General features: G+C 43.5%; 18 protein-coding genes. 3 read left to right on the top strand and 15 right to left on the bottom strand.

Features of this window, described 5'->3' with window-relative positions; translation table 11 throughout:
* Positions 1-6: 6 nt before the first annotated feature.
* The 6 genes from HY035_04895 to HY035_04870 are packed head-to-tail and all read right to left on the bottom strand — an operon-like array spanning position 7 to position 5,982.
* A complete protein-coding gene (locus HY035_04895) occupies positions 7-1,413 on the bottom strand; it encodes a sensor domain-containing diguanylate cyclase (protein ID MBI3377727.1) in 1,407 nt (468 codons plus the stop codon).
* Complete coding sequence (sppA, locus tag HY035_04890) at positions 1,410-2,258, bottom strand: signal peptide peptidase SppA (GenBank protein ID MBI3377726.1); 849 nt, start codon at positions 2,256-2,258, stop codon at positions 1,410-1,412. Before sppA ends, HY035_04895 begins: the two co-directional genes overlap by 4 nt.
* The gene (locus HY035_04885; GenBank protein ID MBI3377725.1) at positions 2,255-3,826 is read right to left on the bottom strand and encodes a 30S ribosomal protein S1; all 1,572 of its coding nucleotides are present in this window, start codon (positions 3,824-3,826) and stop codon (positions 2,255-2,257) included. Before HY035_04885 ends, sppA begins: the two co-directional genes overlap by 4 nt.
* 7 nt (positions 3,827-3,833) lie before the next feature.
* Positions 3,834-4,667, bottom strand: a complete 834-nt coding sequence (ispH, locus tag HY035_04880; protein MBI3377724.1) for a 4-hydroxy-3-methylbut-2-enyl diphosphate reductase — start codon at positions 4,665-4,667, stop codon at positions 3,834-3,836.
* Between the two features lie 5 nt (positions 4,668-4,672).
* Positions 4,673-5,287, bottom strand: coding sequence for a 1-acyl-sn-glycerol-3-phosphate acyltransferase (locus HY035_04875; protein ID MBI3377723.1), 615 nt, complete (start codon positions 5,285-5,287; stop codon positions 4,673-4,675).
* A complete protein-coding gene (locus HY035_04870) occupies positions 5,284-5,982 on the bottom strand; it encodes a (d)CMP kinase (GenBank protein MBI3377722.1) in 699 nt (232 codons plus the stop codon). The genes HY035_04875 and HY035_04870 overlap by 4 nt, the downstream gene beginning before the upstream one ends.
* A 150-nt stretch (positions 5,983-6,132) precedes the next feature.
* On the opposite strand from HY035_04870, the gene ettA reads away from it, so the two are divergent.
* The 3 genes from ettA (at position 6,133) to HY035_04855 (ending at position 8,790) form a co-directional block, all read left to right on the top strand.
* Complete coding sequence (ettA, locus tag HY035_04865; GenBank protein MBI3377721.1) at positions 6,133-7,818, top strand: energy-dependent translational throttle protein EttA; 1,686 nt, start codon at positions 6,133-6,135, stop codon at positions 7,816-7,818.
* Between the two features lie 455 nt (positions 7,819-8,273).
* Complete coding sequence (locus HY035_04860; protein MBI3377720.1) at positions 8,274-8,564, top strand: BrnT family toxin; 291 nt, start codon at positions 8,274-8,276, stop codon at positions 8,562-8,564.
* On the top strand, positions 8,551-8,790 hold the full coding sequence (locus HY035_04855; GenBank protein ID MBI3377719.1) for a hypothetical protein: 240 nt from the start codon (positions 8,551-8,553) through the stop codon (positions 8,788-8,790). The genes HY035_04860 and HY035_04855 overlap by 14 nt, the downstream gene beginning before the upstream one ends.
* Positions 8,791-9,100: 310 nt before the next feature.
* On the opposite strand, the gene HY035_04850 is transcribed toward HY035_04855, so the two are convergent.
* From HY035_04850 to pheA, 9 genes are all read right to left on the bottom strand, one after another.
* On the bottom strand, positions 9,101-9,658 hold the full coding sequence (locus tag HY035_04850; GenBank protein MBI3377718.1) for a hypothetical protein: 558 nt from the start codon (positions 9,656-9,658) through the stop codon (positions 9,101-9,103).
* A gap of 105 nt (positions 9,659-9,763) precedes the next feature.
* Positions 9,764-10,144, bottom strand: coding sequence for a helix-turn-helix domain-containing protein (locus tag HY035_04845; GenBank protein ID MBI3377717.1), 381 nt, complete (start codon positions 10,142-10,144; stop codon positions 9,764-9,766).
* 1 nt (position 10,145) lies between these two features.
* A complete protein-coding gene (locus HY035_04840; protein MBI3377716.1) occupies positions 10,146-10,499 on the bottom strand; it encodes a type II toxin-antitoxin system RelE/ParE family toxin in 354 nt (117 codons plus the stop codon).
* A 213-nt stretch (positions 10,500-10,712) separates the two neighbouring features.
* Positions 10,713-11,204, bottom strand: a complete 492-nt coding sequence (locus HY035_04835; protein ID MBI3377715.1) for an ORF6N domain-containing protein — start codon at positions 11,202-11,204, stop codon at positions 10,713-10,715.
* A gap of 135 nt (positions 11,205-11,339) precedes the next feature.
* A complete protein-coding gene (gene aroA / locus HY035_04830; protein MBI3377714.1) occupies positions 11,340-12,671 on the bottom strand; it encodes a 3-phosphoshikimate 1-carboxyvinyltransferase in 1,332 nt (443 codons plus the stop codon).
* Positions 12,661-13,518: a prephenate dehydrogenase/arogenate dehydrogenase family protein gene (locus tag HY035_04825; protein ID MBI3377713.1), complete on the bottom strand. Its 858-nt coding sequence runs from the start codon at positions 13,516-13,518 to the stop codon at positions 12,661-12,663. Before HY035_04825 ends, aroA begins: the two co-directional genes overlap by 11 nt.
* Before the next feature lie 37 nt (positions 13,519-13,555).
* The gene (aroF, locus tag HY035_04820; protein ID MBI3377712.1) at positions 13,556-14,581 is read right to left on the bottom strand and encodes a 3-deoxy-7-phosphoheptulonate synthase; all 1,026 of its coding nucleotides are present in this window, start codon (positions 14,579-14,581) and stop codon (positions 13,556-13,558) included.
* Between the two features lie 65 nt (positions 14,582-14,646).
* Positions 14,647-15,726, bottom strand: a complete 1,080-nt coding sequence (locus HY035_04815) for a histidinol-phosphate transaminase (GenBank protein MBI3377711.1) — start codon at positions 15,724-15,726, stop codon at positions 14,647-14,649.
* Positions 15,726-16,796: a prephenate dehydratase gene (pheA, locus tag HY035_04810; protein ID MBI3377710.1), complete on the bottom strand. Its 1,071-nt coding sequence runs from the start codon at positions 16,794-16,796 to the stop codon at positions 15,726-15,728. The genes HY035_04815 and pheA overlap by 1 nt, the downstream gene beginning before the upstream one ends.
* Positions 16,797-16,882 lie beyond the last annotated feature (86 nt).

The following is a 16,882-nucleotide window of genomic DNA, read 5'->3' as shown; positions in this document are numbered from 1 at the left end:
CGGGGATTACATACGGCTGTTGTAGAGAGCTACCGTATCTCTGCCCATGGCTTTTGCTTTGTAAAGGGCTGTGTCTGCAAGTGTTATAATATCATCTTTGTCCTTTATAGTATGGGTGGGATATGATGATACGCCGATACTGACGGTAAGGCTGCTCTTTCCTTGAATACTGCGAAATTTGTGTTTTTTGATAAAGTCTCCCAATACCGCAGCTTTTAAAACAGCCGCCTGTGGTGACGTCTGCGGGAGAAGCACGATGAACTCTTCGCCTCCATATCTTGCAAGCACGTCGCTTTTTCTTGTATGTTTTTTCAACAGTTGTGCAAATTCGGTAAGGACAACATCTCCGGTTCTGTGCCCGTAGGTATCGTTTATTTTCTTGAAGTAGTCAAGATCAATCATAAGGCAGCTCAAATGGAATTTATACCTCTGGGCGCGGCTGAACTCTTCAGCCAGACGGTGAGAGAAGTATCTGACATTATGAAGTCCTGTCAGGTAATCGGTTATGGCAAGCTTTTCAAAAAGTGATTTTTCGTTTTCTATCTTCTCATGGAGAAAAGCGTTACAGAGGAAATTTGTGGATGCGTTTGCGATTGCCGTGCAGAGCCTTATCTCCCTCTCCGTAAAGGTATGATTGGACCTTGAAGTTCTCAAGAATAAGGTGCCGATAACCTCATTCCTGAAGATTATGGGAATAACAACAATGGATCGGATATTGAGAGGCGCAATAATATTCCTGACTTCTTTCAGCAATGGGTCTTTTGATGCGTCTCTTATAACAACTGTCTTTTTGGTGCGGAGTGATTTTCTTATCTCAGGGTATTTCTTTAGATCTAATTTCAGATTTACTATCGTAGGGTCTTCAAATGTTGAGATAACATAAGCATGGTTTCTTTCTTCGGGAGGAATGCTTATCATAGAACATCTTGTAACATTTATGATTTCTGCTATCTTGCTTACGACAAAATACAATACTTCTTTAGGGTCCAGCGTTGAAGAAATAAGGTGCATCAATTCAAGCATTGTTTCAAGGTCTCTTTTCTCTCCGTGGATGGTTTCAAAAAAGTCTTTTTTGCTGATTGTTGTTTTAAGTTTATACTCAAAATCTTCTCTGTGAAAAGGGCTGATGAGGTAGCACTCAATCTTGCGCTTCATAACAGAACGGAGGCCCTTACTTATATCGCCGGATAGCATTGATATTACAGGGCAGCCTATTTTTGAACGGCTGATTCCTTTAAGTTCATCAGGGTTTCCTGTGATAAGAACATCAGGCTTCTTTTTGTTGAGTCTATTCAGGAGAGCTTGCTTATCTTTTATGAATATTGCGGAGTACTCATTATTCTCTCTAAAAAACTCTCTCAGGAATTGAAGAGTTTCCTTGTTTTTGTCATATATAAATAGCTCTTTTTTCATGGCGCCAGCATATATTTTATTTTTACCGTAGGAAATAGTTCGGAGAGTTCTTTGGGAAATTTGCCTCTGAGCATGTCAACTATGGAAAATCTCTCTTTTTTGGTTACTACCTCCGGCTCTCCTTTTATGCCGGCAAGCCTGCCTGCTGCTGCTATAGCGTCTTCAAGGGTGCCGAGTTCATCAACGAGCCGCACTTCCAGTGCCTGTTTGCCTGTGAATATCCTGCCGTCAGCAAGTTTTTTAGCTTCCTCAAATGGAATCTTTCTGCCTTCGGATACAGCCTTGATAAATTGTTCGTGCACATCATCAAGCACATTCTGCAGTATCAGCCTTTCCTCTTTTTCCATTTTTCTGAACGCAGATGCAATATCCTTGTGCCTGCCGCTTTTGATTACCTCTGTTTTCACGCCGATTTTATTCATAAGCCCCTCTATGTTGGGGATCTCCATTATCACGCCGATAGAACCCGTTAAGGTTCCTGGATTTGCGATAATCCTGTCAGCAGGCGCTGAGATGTAATAGCCGCCTGATGCCGCAACAGAGCCCATTGATACAATGACCTTCTTTTTCAGCGTTGCTTTTTTAACCTCTTCGTATATTTCCTGTGACGGCGCAACAGCCCCGCCGGGACTGTCCACCCGCAAGACAAGAGCTTTTATTGACGGGTCTTTAAGGTAGCCCTTTATTTCATCGGTAGCGCTTTTTGAATCCATTATCGGGCCCTCAATGCGCACAACAGCAACCTTATCTCCCATGGGGACATTCTTCTGAAATACGGCAAATATCACGCTTATCACTATCAGCAGTATCAGAAACCCGGTGATAACGAGACAGGCTTTTTTCATTCCCCCCCCCTTTTAACATTCTTCATGCTGAGCCCTATTTTTCTCTCTTCAAGGTCAATCTTTATTATCCTGGTCCACACAATGTCACCCTCTTTTAGAGGTTTTTCTGCTTTTACTATCTCGGATGTGTAAATCAGCCCCTCAACTTCGTCTTCTATTTCCACGAATATCCCAAAGTCGGTCAGTCTCAGCACCTTGCTTTTTACTTCATCTCCGAGCTTGAATCTCGCCGGGATATCGGTTAACCAAGGGTCAGGTGTGAGTTGTTTTATGCCTAACGCTATTCTCTCCTTCTCAGGCTCTATGCTCAGAACAACAGCATCTATTTTCTGTCCTTTTCTGATGACCTCTGATGGATGTTTGATGTGCTTGGTCCATGAGATATCAGATATATGCACAAGCCCGTCCACGCCTTCCGGAAGGCCGACAAATACCCCGAAATCAGTAATGCTTTTTACCTTGCCTGTTATCTGCTGTCCGGCGCTGTACCGCTGTGAAATAAGCTCCCACGGGCTTGGTTTAAGCTGCTTTATGCTTAATGAAAGACGGCGCTCATTTTTATCAGCCTTCAGAATAACTGCCTCTACTGTTTCTCCTATGGAAAGGTATTTTGACGGATGTTTGGGTTTCGGCAGCCAGTCAATCTCTGATATGTGGACCAGCCCTTCAAGCCCCTTTTCAAGCTCTATAAATACGCCGTATTCCGTTATGTTCACAACATTCCCCTTTATTTTTTGGCCTGCAGGGTATTTTTCGTCTATGGTGCTCCAAGGGTCGGTTTTTTTCTGCTTGTAACCGAGGGTAACTCTTTTTTGTTCTTCATCGAACTTGAGCACAAGGACTTCAATCTCGTCTCCTACCGCAAAGAATTCCGACGGATGAGTTATTCGTCCCCAGGATATGTCTGATATGTGAAGGAGGCCGTCGAGCCCGCCGAGATCAATGAAAACTCCGTAGTCTGTGATATTTTTTACAGCGCCCGTAAGGAGAACTCCCTCCTTTAGTTTTTCAAGCGTCTCTGTCTTTTTCTTCTCTCTTTCTTCTTCCATGACAGCCCTGTGTGATACTATGACGTTTGACCGCTTGTTATTCAGTTTCAGCACCTTAAAAAGCATTCTCTTGCTGATAAGGCTGTCCATGTCCCTGACTACCCTTACATCTATCTGAGATCCCGGCAGGAAAGCAGTGACCCCGAGTATATCTACTGAAAGCCCGCCTTTTGTTTTCCCTGAGATTACGCCTTCAAGAGCGGCGCCTTTTCCCATAGCAGATTCAATAATATCCCATGCCTTTATCTTGTTTGCCGCTTTCCTTGACAGATTAACCATGCCATTGGAATACTTCATTGTGTCTACGTACACTTCAATAGCAGTTCCCTCATGCAAGTTTGAAAACTCTTCAGGAGAAAACTCTTCAGCCGGAACAAAGCCGTCGGCTTTATATCCTATGTCAATTATGACTCCTTCCTGTTTTACGGCTATAACCTTTCCTTTTAATATTGAGCCTTCTTCAATGCGATGAAAAGTCTCAGCATAAAGTCTTTCCATCTCATTGTTTTTGATTTCCATCACCCTTTTATCCTCCTATTTCTTTTACTTTCTTTATGATATCCTCAATTATCCAGTCAGGCGTTGAGGCCCCTGCTGTTATGCCCACGCTTTTTACGCCGTTCATCCACCCGGGAATTAGTTCGGCGGCTGTCTCAACATGATAAGTCGGAACAGAAAGCGACTTGCACAATTTAGCAAGCTGGGTCGTGTTTGCGCTGTTTTTGCCTCCTACAACAAGCATGATATCCACCTTTTTAGCCATAGCCGCTGTTTCTTTTAACCGCAGCGCCGTGGAACTGCATATTGTATTATATACCTTTACGTTCTTTGCCTGCTCTATGACCTTTCCGAAAAGCTTTTTAAGCGCTTCAACCGGCTGGGTAGTCTGAACAACAATCCCGACATTATGCTTTATTTTCGGAAGCGCGCTTTCACTGTCAACAACTATTGCATCATCTCCTGCATAGCTCATCAGGCCCTGCACCTCCGGATGTTCCCTGTCTCCGAGTATTATTACCTGATACCCTTCTTCTCTGAGCAGTTTAGCATAATGCTGGGCTTTTTTCACAAAAGGGCAGGTTGCGTCAATTATATTGAATCCTGCCTGGGAAATCCTGTTCATAATCTGTAAAGGAATACCGTGCGTCCGGATTATAATATCTTTTATCCCGGGAGTAGTTATGTCCTCAATCGGCAGAATCCCTTCTTGTTTGAGTTTTTCTATGACCTGGGGATTATGTATTATAGGCCCGAGAGTGAAAATGCCTTTCTGTTTTTTCTTTGCAGTCTTAAAAGCCATGTCAACGGCTCTCTTTACTCCGAAACAGAATCCGGCTGTCTTAGCTGCTATTATTTTCATAACTTTTAACTCTTCACTTTTAATTTTAAATTTCTTACTGCTTCCATTATATCATTACCGATTCTTTCCTGAAAATCCCTGCCTGATTCTCTGTCTTTTGTTTCTATCGGGTTGCCGAATATAATTCTAATCTTTGAGAGGCTTATGAACTTAGCGCCGGCAGGAAGAGCCGTGTCCGTGCCGTCAATATAAGCAGGGATAACTTTTGCCCCTGAAAGCGCTGCTATTAATCCCGTTCCTCTCTTTGCATCAAGAAGACTGCCGTCTTTGCTTCTGCCGCCTTCAGGGAACATAACAATGAGTTCGCCATTTTTTAACCGTCTTACCGCTTCTTTTATCGTAGACGGCTGCGGAGTATCTCTGTCAACAGGAAATGAGAATGTTTTTACAAAGGCGCCGACAAGCGGTATCTTAAAAAGCCCTCTTTTCGCCATGAAAGTTGCCTGCCTGTGCCTTATTGCAGCGCCTATCACCAGAGGGTCTAAATGGCTGACGTGGTTTGACACGACAATAACACCGCCTTTTTCAGGGACTTTTTCGATATTTACAATCTTAAACCTGAAAAAGATCTTAAAAAGTACGAAGCACAGAGTTGCAGTAAACCGGTAAGCTAAGGTCAAGGGCTCGTCCTTACGACTTTCAGGATATTTTCTAAGACTTTGTTTATTGTCATCTGTGAGGAATCAATGAGGACGGCATCATCAGTTTTCCTGAGCGGGGCAAGGTCTCTGCCTGAATCCCTCGCGTCTCTTTCAACAACGTCTTTCTTTGCCTCTGCTTCGGTTATGTTGATTCCCTTTTCTTTTATCTGGAGATAGCGCCTTTTTGCCCGCTCTTCAACGGAGGCGTCAAGATAAAATTTTTTCCATGCGTCAGGGAATACAACTGTTGTCATATCCCTTCCCTCTGCAACAAGGTCGGCATTAAGCGAGGCGCTTCTCTGAATATCAAGAAGAAAATCCCTTACAACCTTTCTTGCGGAAAATACAGAAGAGTAATGTCCCATTTCAGTAGTGCGTATCTCCTCTGAGACATCTTTGCCATCAGGAAGTTGAGAGTTGAGAGTTGAGAGTTGAGAATTTTCTTTCAAAAATACTTTCCCGTCTTTGAAAGCAATGCCGATACCCTTTAAAGCGCTTGCAATTTTATCATCGCTGTCTTCAGGATTTATTCCTTTTCCCCTCAAGGCCAATGCAACCGCCCTGTAAAGCGCCCCTGTGTCAAGGTAGCTGAATCCAAGTTTTCCGGCAAGGAGTTTGGCAATGGTCCCCTTGCCCGCGCCCGAAGGGCCGTCTATGGCGATTACTTTTCCCATGAATTAATAATTGATATTCTAACCTAAGTTGAGCGATTTAGAAAAGGCAACAGGTATACGCTGGAAATTTCTCCATTGCCCTGATTATGCTATACTTCAAAACCGCGTAATTCCAAACCGCGATGACTTGATGAAAGGATACGAAAGAAGATGAGCAGCGAGCCGAATAAGGTAATTTACTCCATGGTCGGGGTCAGCAGGCATTATGATAACAAAACGGTTTTAAAAGATATCTATCTCTCCTATTTCTACGGGGCCAAGATAGGCGTCCTCGGCCTGAACGGATCAGGGAAGAGCTCGCTTCTCCGCATCCTTGCAGGAGTTGATAAAGAGTTCAATGGCGAGACAGTCCTGTCGCCCGGACACACCATAGGTTTCCTTGAGCAGGAGCCACGACTTGATAACAGCAAGACAGTGCGTGAGATAGTGGAAGAAGGCGTGCAGGAGACAGTTGATGCTCTCAAAGAATATAACCTGATTAATGAGAAATTCGCAGAGCCTATGTCCGACGATGAGATGAGCAAGCTTATTGAACGTCAGGGAAAAGTACAGGAGAAACTCGATGCAATGGATGCATGGGATATGGATTCGCGTCTTGAGATGGCAATGGAGGCCCTGCGCTGTCCTTATGGAGATACGCCGGTTAAAGTGCTGTCAGGAGGAGAAAGGCGGCGCGTGGCGCTTTGCAGGCTCCTTTTGAAAAAGCCCGATATCCTGCTGTTGGATGAACCGACCAACCACCTTGACGCCGAGACAGTGGCGTGGCTGGAGCATCATCTGCAAAGTTATCCCGGCACTATTATTGCGGTGACCCATGACCGATATTTCCTTGATAATGTTGCGGGATGGATTCTTGAACTCGACAGGGGACAGGGGATTCCATGGAAAGGCAATTACTCATCGTGGCTGGAACAGAAGAAGAACCGTCTGGAGCAAGAGGAGAAGTCCGAAAGCGAAAGGCAGAAGACGCTGCAGCGCGAGCTTGAGTGGATACGGATGTCTCCCAAAGGACGCCATGCAAAAGCCAGGGCTCGCATCACTTCCTATGAGAGGCTTCTCAGTCAGGATATTGAAAAAAGTTCAAAGGATCTCGAAATCTATATCCCGCCGGGTCCCCGCCTTGGCGATGTCGTCATTAAGGCTGATAACGTGAGCAAGGCATACGGCGATAATATCCTTATGGAGGGCATGACTTTCTCCCTTCCACCCGGGGGAATTGTCGGCATAATCGGGCCGAACGGAGCGGGGAAGACCACCCTTTTCCGTATGATAACCGGGAAGGAAAAGCCTGATTCAGGCACATTTAAAATCGGAGAAACCGTAAAGCTGGCATACGTGGATCAGAGCCGTGACGACCTCGACCCAAAGAAGACCATATGGGAGATTATCTCCGAGGGGCTGGATGTCGTTCAGCTCGGCAAGAGGCAGGTCAACTCGCGCGCCTATGTTGCGCGCTTCAACTTCTCCGGCAGTGACCAGCAGAAAAAAGCTTCCATGCTGTCAGGCGGAGAGAGAAACCGCGTGCATCTTGCGCGTATGCTTAAGGAAGAAGCCAATGTGCTTTTGCTTGATGAACCTACCAATGATCTGGATGTGAATACAATGCGTGCGCTTGAAGAGGCTTTGGAATATTTTGCGGGCTGCGCAGTTGTCATCAGCCATGACAGATGGTTTCTCGACCGTATCGCTACACACATCCTCGCCTTTGAAGGCGACAGCAAAGTAGTCTGGTTTGATGGGAATTATTCAGAATACGAAGCGGACAAAAAGGCGCGACTCGGCGCAGCCGCAGACCAGCTGCATCGCATCAAATACAGGCATTTGACGAGAGGGTAAGATTTCTTCATTTCAATTTTTAAGTCACACTATCTATACTCTCGTCGTCCTTCTATTTCAAGAATCAAGACCTGACCCTGGACATTTACGATATGCGCGGATATAAATCAATATAAATCATAAAGGTTTCAGATTTTTTAAAGATGTTTAGGTGATACTTTATTCTTCTGCGCTTCTCGAAGCGTTAGCGAAAAGTCGCCCGAGGCGACTGCACTATTGCACTAACGCGCCAAGCGCGTTCCCGCTTGCCTTTTTTGATTAGTGAAGGATAAGATAAAGATGAAAATTTATAAAAAAGCATTATTTAATTATGGGCAAAGTCTATAAGGATAAAAAATCAAAGGGTTGTGCATTGTGCAAACCCCATAAGCATGGCTGGGCTCCTAAAAAGAAGGTTAAGGTTGTTGCAGTTGAGACGGATATGGACAGAGAAATAAACAATTGGAGGTCTCGCTCTGTCATTCATTATTGATGATATAATATGGTTAGACACAATTGTTGAAAAACTTGCATGGAAGCATAATGTATTGCCGCATGAGGTGGAAGATGTTTTATCAGGCAAATGCAGGATTTTCAAACGAGAGAGCGGCGACGTTGAAGGGGAAGATTTATATAATGCCCTTGGCAGGACAGAAAGTGGACGATATCTCTCAGTATTTTTTATCAAGAAGCTCAATAACAGAGCATTGATTATAACTGCGAGGGACATGCACAGGAGGGAGAGATTGAGATATGAAAAAAAGTGAATTGAAATCAATGACCATAGCAGAGGCGAGCGATTTTTTTGATGTGCACGACTTATTTGAAATAGGAGATGTAAAAGAAGTAACAGATATTAAGTTTAGCCTAAAAAAGAAGAAATATGTCGGCCTTGATACTGAGCTATTTAAGAAAATCAGGAGCAAGGCTAAAAGACTCCATAAAAGTGAAGATGCATTAATTAAGGAGTGGCTGACAGAAAAGGTAGGATAACCGTTTGCCTTCTGCTATTCTGCTCTGACCCTTTGACACTCTGATACTTTTCCCGGTGCTTCAGCAAGCATCGGCAAGCCGAGTTTTTAGTAAATAATGAAATATCAAGAATCACGACCTGACCCCGGACATTTACGATATGCGCGGATATAAATCAATAAAAATCATGAAGGTTTCAGATTTTTTGAAGATGTTTAGGTGATACTTTATTCTTCAGCGCTTCTGAGCTATTGAAAACCGGTCGCTGTCCCTGTTTATATTTGCACTATGAAACTATTGAATCTCTGCACTTTCTCAGTTTCACTTTTGATCATTGGAATATGTCTCGTTCTTTTTCCTTTTTCTGTTTTTTAGCCAAAAATCTCTTTATCGCCTCAAGCGGATCTTTCGCTCCTTTCAGATATTCCTTATCAAAAAGGAAAAGCATATCGCCTATACCTGCAACCTTATCCTTTTTCTTTTTATGGCGGCCTTGTTCAAACCACTCGACCACATTTCTCAGAAACCTAAGGACCCCCTCATTTTCTCTAACTTCTCCGTCATATCTCTTATACAAATCGTGATACCAGAGAAGCATTTTCTCCAAATTCATGTCATTAAGCATGTGCCGAGCCTCTTGCAATGAATCCGCCACACCAACAAGAATACCTCTGAATACAGCGATATAAACATACCGTCCAGTAAATTCCGAACATTTATTACAAAATAGTTCTTCTTTAACAACTCTAATTTCCTCTGCATGAGATATGCAGTCCTTTATATGAAAATTCGTCAACGTCCGCTCAAATGCCTTTGTCTGGGTAAAGTCTATCTTTGCCCTGCAGTTTGGACAGAGATACGGTTTATCAAAATAGATAGTATCAAACATTCCCATACATATACCTCACTTTTTGATTTAAGATAATTAAATCAGTCTTCTTTTTTAAAATTCCCATTGCTCAAAGCCGGCAATCCTTCGCACTTGCGGAAAGGGCTACTTTTTGGAATGCCTGCCATACCGCTTCCGGGCCTCTTCAATCGTAAGAGGCTTTTCACTTTCTGACGCAAGCATGTACTTACCGATATGGCCTTTAGGCTCAAGCTTTATTACCAGTTTAGCGTCAAGGGCTTCCGCTATTTTTTTGAGAGTGACCAGCTTGGGAAGCCCATGGGTAAGCCTTTCTATCCGTGATACCGTTGACTGCGGAATTCCGGCTTTATGCGCAATATCTTCCTGCGTCATTTTCTTCCTTAACCTTTGGTCAATGATGCTTTTTGCAAGCCCATATTCAGGAAGAAGTTTTTCGTATTCTTCCCTGACTCTTTTCTTTTTAAGCAATTCCCTTACATGCGCTTCATAAGTAAACTTTTTCATATCACACCTCCCTAAAAACGTAATCTGTCATTCTCTTTTCGGCTATTTCTATTTCCTTTGAAGGAGTTTTGTCTGTCTTTTTTATAAAACCATGCAGCAATATGAATTCCCTTCCGGTATGAGCGAAATACAGTATCCTGCTGATACTTGTTTTGTCCTTTATTCTTATCGCGTAAAGTTTCTTATGCCCTGTGATTTGTCTAACATATGGCTCCTTTACTTGAATGCCATATTCCTTTAGTAATTTAGTGATAAAAATATACTTTGCCTGCCCTTCTTCGGAAAGAGAATCAATAAATTCTTTTACAGGACATCTGCCTTCAACTGTTACGTAATATTCAATTGTCCAATTCACAGTTTAATTATATAGCATGTGTGCTATAAAGTAAAGATGGTTTCAAAGGGGTAGAGAATTTTAACTTTAGATATGGTTCTATGGGACTATGGAACTTCTGAGCTTTGGCACTATGGAACTATCGAAAACCGGTCGCTGTACCTGTTTATTTATTTATTTCCGCGAATCTCTAACAGGGCAAGCCCCATTTTCTTCTCCCTCTTGATTTCCCGTCTATTTGTCAGCCTCTCTCCGAAAGCCGATTTTAGTGCTCTTTGTCGCCGGAGGCGCCATGAGTTGACGGATTGCGTTGAAAATCGCTTTTATCTCCCCATCATGCTTTTCAATCCTGTTTTCAAGCAACGTCAACTTATGAGCAAGTTCCTTGTTTGAAGAAAGCATTTCACGAAGCTTCACAAAAGTCCTCATAATGGCTATGTTCACCTGAACTGCTCTTTCGCTGTTAAGAACACTGGATAGCATTGCTACACCCTGTTCGGTGAAGACCATCACACTTTTGGAGAACTTCAGCGTATCGCTCTTAGAATGCTCGGAGGATATCACAAATTGTGATATCCTCATGATCTCTTCACGTGACAAAGAAAACATAAAGTCGGCCGGAAACCTGTTGATATTTCTTCTAACTGCTTGGTTCAAAACTCTTGTTTCCACGCCATACAGGTCAGCCAACTCCCTATCAAGCATGACCTTCTGGCCCCGAATCATATAGATTTTTTTCTCGATTATCTCAACTGGAATAAGTTCTTTCACTTCCCCTCCAATTTAAGGTGCCAATATTACCCTGTTAAAATAGTTATTACCAACTGCAAGGTTTTCAGCACCCCCATATCATATCAATGCTCAGCGTGTTAACTTTTTCAATATCTCAAAAAATCCGGGGAATGATATATTCACAGACGATATGCCGTTTATTACAGTTTTACCGCGGGCAATCAATGCCGCAATTGAAAATGCCATTGCAATCCTGTGGTCTCCATAGCTGTTTATGGATGCGCCCTTAAGATTAGCATTTCCTTTTATGCTTAAGCCGTCTTTGAATTCTTTTACTTCAGCGCCCATCTTCCTGAGCCCTTCTGCCATAGCCTTTATTCTGTCGGATTCTTTAAACCTTAATTCTTCTGCTCCTCTTATTTCCGTTACGCCGTCTGCCTGAGTCCCAAGAACGCACAGTATGGGAAACTCGTCAATAAGAGAAGGCATAATCTCTCTGCCTATCTTTACTGCTCTTAGACTGCCCGCAGTCTTACAATAAATATCTGCCACAGGTTCTCCTGAGACATCTCTAATGTCGGTCAATCCTATATCTGCGCCCATTGTCTCTAATACATCAAGCAAACCTGTTCTTGTAGGATTTATGCCAACGCCTTTTATCGTTATCTCAGATTCAGGTATCAGCAGTGTAGCGGCAATGAAAAATGCCGCGGATGAAAAATCACCGGGCACGTCAATATTTCTTGCTTTTAATTCCTGTCCGCCTTTAACCTTTATTTTGAACCCTTCAAATTTAATCTTTGCCCCGTAAGACGGCAGCATCCGCTCTGTATGGTCGCGGGATTTTATTGGCTCTGATATCTCTGTTTCTCCGTCCGCATAGAGGCCTGCAAGAAGCAGCGCTGATTTTACCTGCGCGCTTGCAACTGGCATGGCGTATTTTATTGCCTTGAGTTTTCGTCCCTTTATTGCCATCGGAAGATATTTATCACCGTCTCTTCCGGAAATCTCTGCGCCCATCTCTTTAAGGGGATTTATAACCCTTGCCATGGGTCTTTGCCTTAAAGAATCATCTCCAGTAAGCACGGAAAAAAACTGATTCCCTGCAAGTATGCCTGACATCAGCCTTGCTGTCGTGCCTGAATTGCCGCAGTCGATTACATCTTCAGGTTCTTTTAACCCATGTATGCCGTTGCCGTGAATTACCATGTCATTTTCTTTCTCTTGACCCCTTGACCCCTTGACCCCTTGACCCCTGCCTTCATCTATCTTCACTCCGAGTTTTCTGAATGCATTAACCGTGCTCATTGTATCTTCAGCCCTGAGGAAATTTCTGACAATGCTTCTGCCTTTTGCCAAAGAGGAGAGGATGACTGCCCTGTGAGATATGGATTTATCAGGAGGAGGAATAATTTCGCCTTTTAATCTTTTTGCCCTTCTTAATTCAATCCTATCTGACATCTTCCCTCAGCGCCCTGGCTTTTTTAAATTCCTTTTCAATAGCCTCAGAATCTGATTTCTTTAAGTAACCGCTGAGGCCGTCGAGATTTTTTTTAAAAAGCTCTATGAACTCAAGAATATTCTCTCTGTTCATCAGGGATATATCGCGCCATAGTTCAGGGGAGCTCGCCGCAATCCGGGTTGTGTCTTTAAATCCGTTGCCTGCATATCCGAGATACGAGCTGTTTATGTCAGCTACTGTATTGACGATTGCATAGGCAATAATATGTGGGAGGTGGCTTACGGCAGCGTATATCCTGTCATGCTCCTCTGCATCCATAGCAGAAACTGCTGCGCCGAGCGACTCCCATAATGCGGTGATTTTTTTCAGAGCAGCCTTATCCGTTTTTTCCGTTGGTGTTAATATGCACCTTGCGCCTGAAAATAAATCCGCTGTTGCTGTGGCTATCCCGGTCCTGTCGCTTCCTGCTATCGGATGCCCGCCTACGAAACTTACACCTTCAGGCATCAGGGCTTCCATATACCTGACAAGTTTTCCTTTGACGCTTCCGACATCTGTTACAATTGCGCCTTTTTTAAATGAGCCGTTTATTCTTTTTGCCGTCTCTGTAAAACAGCCCACAGGAATAGCGAATAAAACGAGGTCAGAGTCAGCGCATGCCTTTGATGCGTCAACCTCAAAAGAATCAATTATTTTCATCTCCATTGCTATCTTGAGGTTGTTTTCTCTTCTGCCGCAGCCTGTGATGTGACTGCATAGCCCTCTTTTCTTCATGGCAAGGGCAAATGATGCGCCGATTAAGCCCACGCCGATAATAGTGACTTTATTGAACTTTATATCCTTCATTAACTTTTAATTTTAAACTTTCAACTTTCAATTTGTTCTATATCTCTCGTCCAACAGCCCTTGCTATCAGTTTTAATTCAGACATCAATTTTTTGAATGCATCGGGTTTTAAGGACTGCTCTCCGTCTGACATTGCATTTTCAGGGTTCGTATGCACTTCTATGAGAAGGCCGTCTGCGCCGACTGCAACAGCAGCCTTTGCCATAGGAGCAACCAGATCCCATTTGCCGACGCCGTGGCTCGGGTCCACTACAACAGGCAGATGCGTTTTTTGTTTCAGCACAGGCACAGCGCTGAGGTCAAGGGTGTTCCTTGTTGCTGTCTCAAAGGTCCTTATGCCTCTTTCGCAGAGGATAACCTCCTGATTGCCTTTTGACATTACATACTCTGCTGCCATAAGCCATTCCTGGATTGTGGCTGAAAGCCCTCTCTTGAGAAGAACCGGTTTATTGCACATCCCGACCTCAAGGAGCAGCCTGAAATTCTGCATATTCCTTGCCCCTATCTGAATTATGTCTGTATATTGAAGTATTGTATCCAGATCTCTCGGATCCATTATCTCTGTGACAACGGGGAGCCCTGTTTTCCTGCTCGCCTCGGCAAGGTACTGAAGCCCTTCCTCTCCAAGGCCCTGAAATGAATAAGGCGAGGTCCTTGGTTTATAAGCGCCTCCTCTTATAAACGACGCCCCTGCTGCTTTAACCTTCTCGGCTATGTTTATCATTATAGTTCTGTTTTCAACAGCACACGGCCCTGCAATAACAGGTATTTTTTTGCCTCCGATAACTTTCCCTTTGACTTTTATTATCGTGTTCTGGGCCTTGAAATCCCTGCTTGCAAGTTTATACGGCTTGAGGATTCTCACCACATCCTCAACACCTTTCATAACCCGAACAGCATTCTCTTCTTCCTCTGTTATCCGTGATGTATCGCCTATGACGCCTATAACTGTTTTTTCGGTGCCTCGTGAGATAGTTGCCTTCAGCCCTTTGCCTTCAAGTTTTTTGAGCAGGTGGTCGATGTTTTTTTCAGTAGCCTTCCGGTTTAAAACTATTATGTCCATTTATTCCTCCAGCATTAAGTGAAGAGTTAAAAGTTTAAAGTTAAAAATTACAAAGCTGCTCACTCTTAACTCTCAACTTTTAACTTCTTTAATGCGTTTATAAATCTTTTATTTTCCTCAGGCAGACCAATGGTCACCCGTATTGCATCAGGCCCCATGGGCCTGACAATAACTCCGGCATGAAGAAGTTTTTTATAAATATTCATTGAATCGGCAACAGGCATGTAGATGAAATTTGCCTCTGTGGGCACAGGCCTTATTCCGAGTGAAGAAAGTTCTTTGTAGAGATATTTTTTGCCTTTGTCGTTTATTCCTTTTGATTTTTTGATATGGCCTTTGTCCTTTAAGGCCTCTATTGCGGCTTTCTGCGCAATAGAGTTTGTGTTGAACGGCGCGCGCACCTTGTTCATTTCAGTAATTATTTCCTGAGGTGCAATGCCATAGCCGATCCTGAGTCCCGCAAGTCCGTAAATCTTGGAGAAGGTCCTAAGAATTAATATATCCCTGCTGTCCCTGAAGTATTTAAAGCTGTCGGCGTATCCGGTATCTGTAACATATTCATAGTATGCCTCATCAACAACTACAAGTATGCCGTCCCTGATTTTGCTCATCAACCTGTCAAATTCTTCCTTTGTATTCATTGTGCCTGTCGGATTATTCGGATTTGCTATAAACAACATCTTTGTCTTTGGCGTTACAGCGCTCAACATTGCGTCCAGGTCATGCTTGTAATCCCTGAGCGGCACGTGAATTGCCTTTCCGCCTGCTGCCTGAACGGCCATAGAGTAAACAACAAAAGAAGGGTGTGCCATAACAGCCTCATCACCCGGAGCTAAGAAGGTCCTTACCGCTATGTCAAGAAGTTCATTTGAGCCGTTTCCGATTATAATCTCTTCAGGTTTAACAGAGAGTTTTTCTGCCAGTGTATTTTTGAGATAATACCCGTTTCCATCAGGGTATCTGTTCAGTGTTTTTTTAAACCCTGCTGTTATGGCCCTGACAGCCGCGGGAGAAGGGCCTATAGGGTTTTCATTTGAGGCAAGCTTTATGGAGTTTTTTATCCCAAGTTCCCTTTCAAGTTCTTCTATGGGTTTGCCGGGGATGTAGGGCCTGAGCGCACTGATATGTTCCGGAGCCTTTATCACTACTGGCCACCATGCGGATAAGAGCCGAGGAATTTAAGATAGAGACATCCATCTTTTATATTCTCTATGGCTTTTTTGACTTTTTTGTCTTCTATATGTCCTTCCATATCCACAAAAAATATGTATTCCCATGCCTTTCTTCTGGAAGGCCTGGATTCAAGTTTCGTAAGATTTATCTTCGCCTTCTTAATTGGTTGAAGGATATCATAAAGGGCGCCCGGCTTATCCTTAATGGAGAACATAATTGATGTCTTGTCTTTTCCTGTTTTCGGGGCGATGTTTTTCGAGATTATAAGGAACCGTGTGTAGTTGTGCTTATTGTCTTCTATATTTCGCTCCACAAAATTAAGGCTGTATATCTTTGCGGCAAGTTCGCTTGCAATTGCGGCCGATGACTGGTCTTTCGATGCAAGCTCTGCGGCTTTGGCTGTGCTTGTAGCTTCAACTATCTCTACATTCGGAAGATTTCTTTCAAGCCAGCACCTGCACTGCGCTGTCGGCTGCGGGTGCGAATATATTTTTTTAATGTCTTTTTTGCTGCCTGTCAAAGAAAGCAGATTATGCGATATCTCAAGCATAACCTCGGCTGTTATCATGAGGTCATAATCTATGAACATATCAAGGGTGTAACTCACCACTCCTTCCGTGGAGTTTTCTATGGGCACAACTCCGAATTCTGCTTTCCCTGAATCAACCGCTTCAAATACGTTTTTTATGCTCTCAACAGGCACAAAGTCGGCTGAAGAGCCGAAATGCCTTAACGCTGCAAGGTGTGTGAATGTGGCAACCGGGCCAAAATAAGCTATCTTTAGAAGTTCTTCAAGCGATAAAGAGGCTGAGAGTATCTCCCTGTAAATTGACTTCAGCGCATCATTGGGGAAAGGCCCTTTATTCAGGGATGTCAGTCTTTCAAGTATCTGCCGCTCGCGTTCAGGCGAGTAAAACTTTGACTTGGTGTTGCGTTTTATATTTGCAATGTCAAGGACAATCCGCGACCGTTTATTGAGAAGTTTAAGTGTCTCTTCGTCAACAGCGTCAATCTCATTTCTTAGCTTTTCAATCTCTCCCATAAGTCTCCTGTCGGAAAATCGCTCTGAATACGAGTAATTCTACTAATTTTCCCCTTGTTTTTGCAAGGTTTAGTTATAATCTCCTT

The organism is Nitrospirota bacterium, assembly GCA_016195565.1.
Lineage (GTDB): Bacteria > Nitrospirota > Thermodesulfovibrionia > Thermodesulfovibrionales > UBA1546 > UBA1546.
The sequence above is the reverse complement of the archived record's forward strand: the minus strand, read 5'-3'. Positions and strand labels throughout refer to the sequence as shown.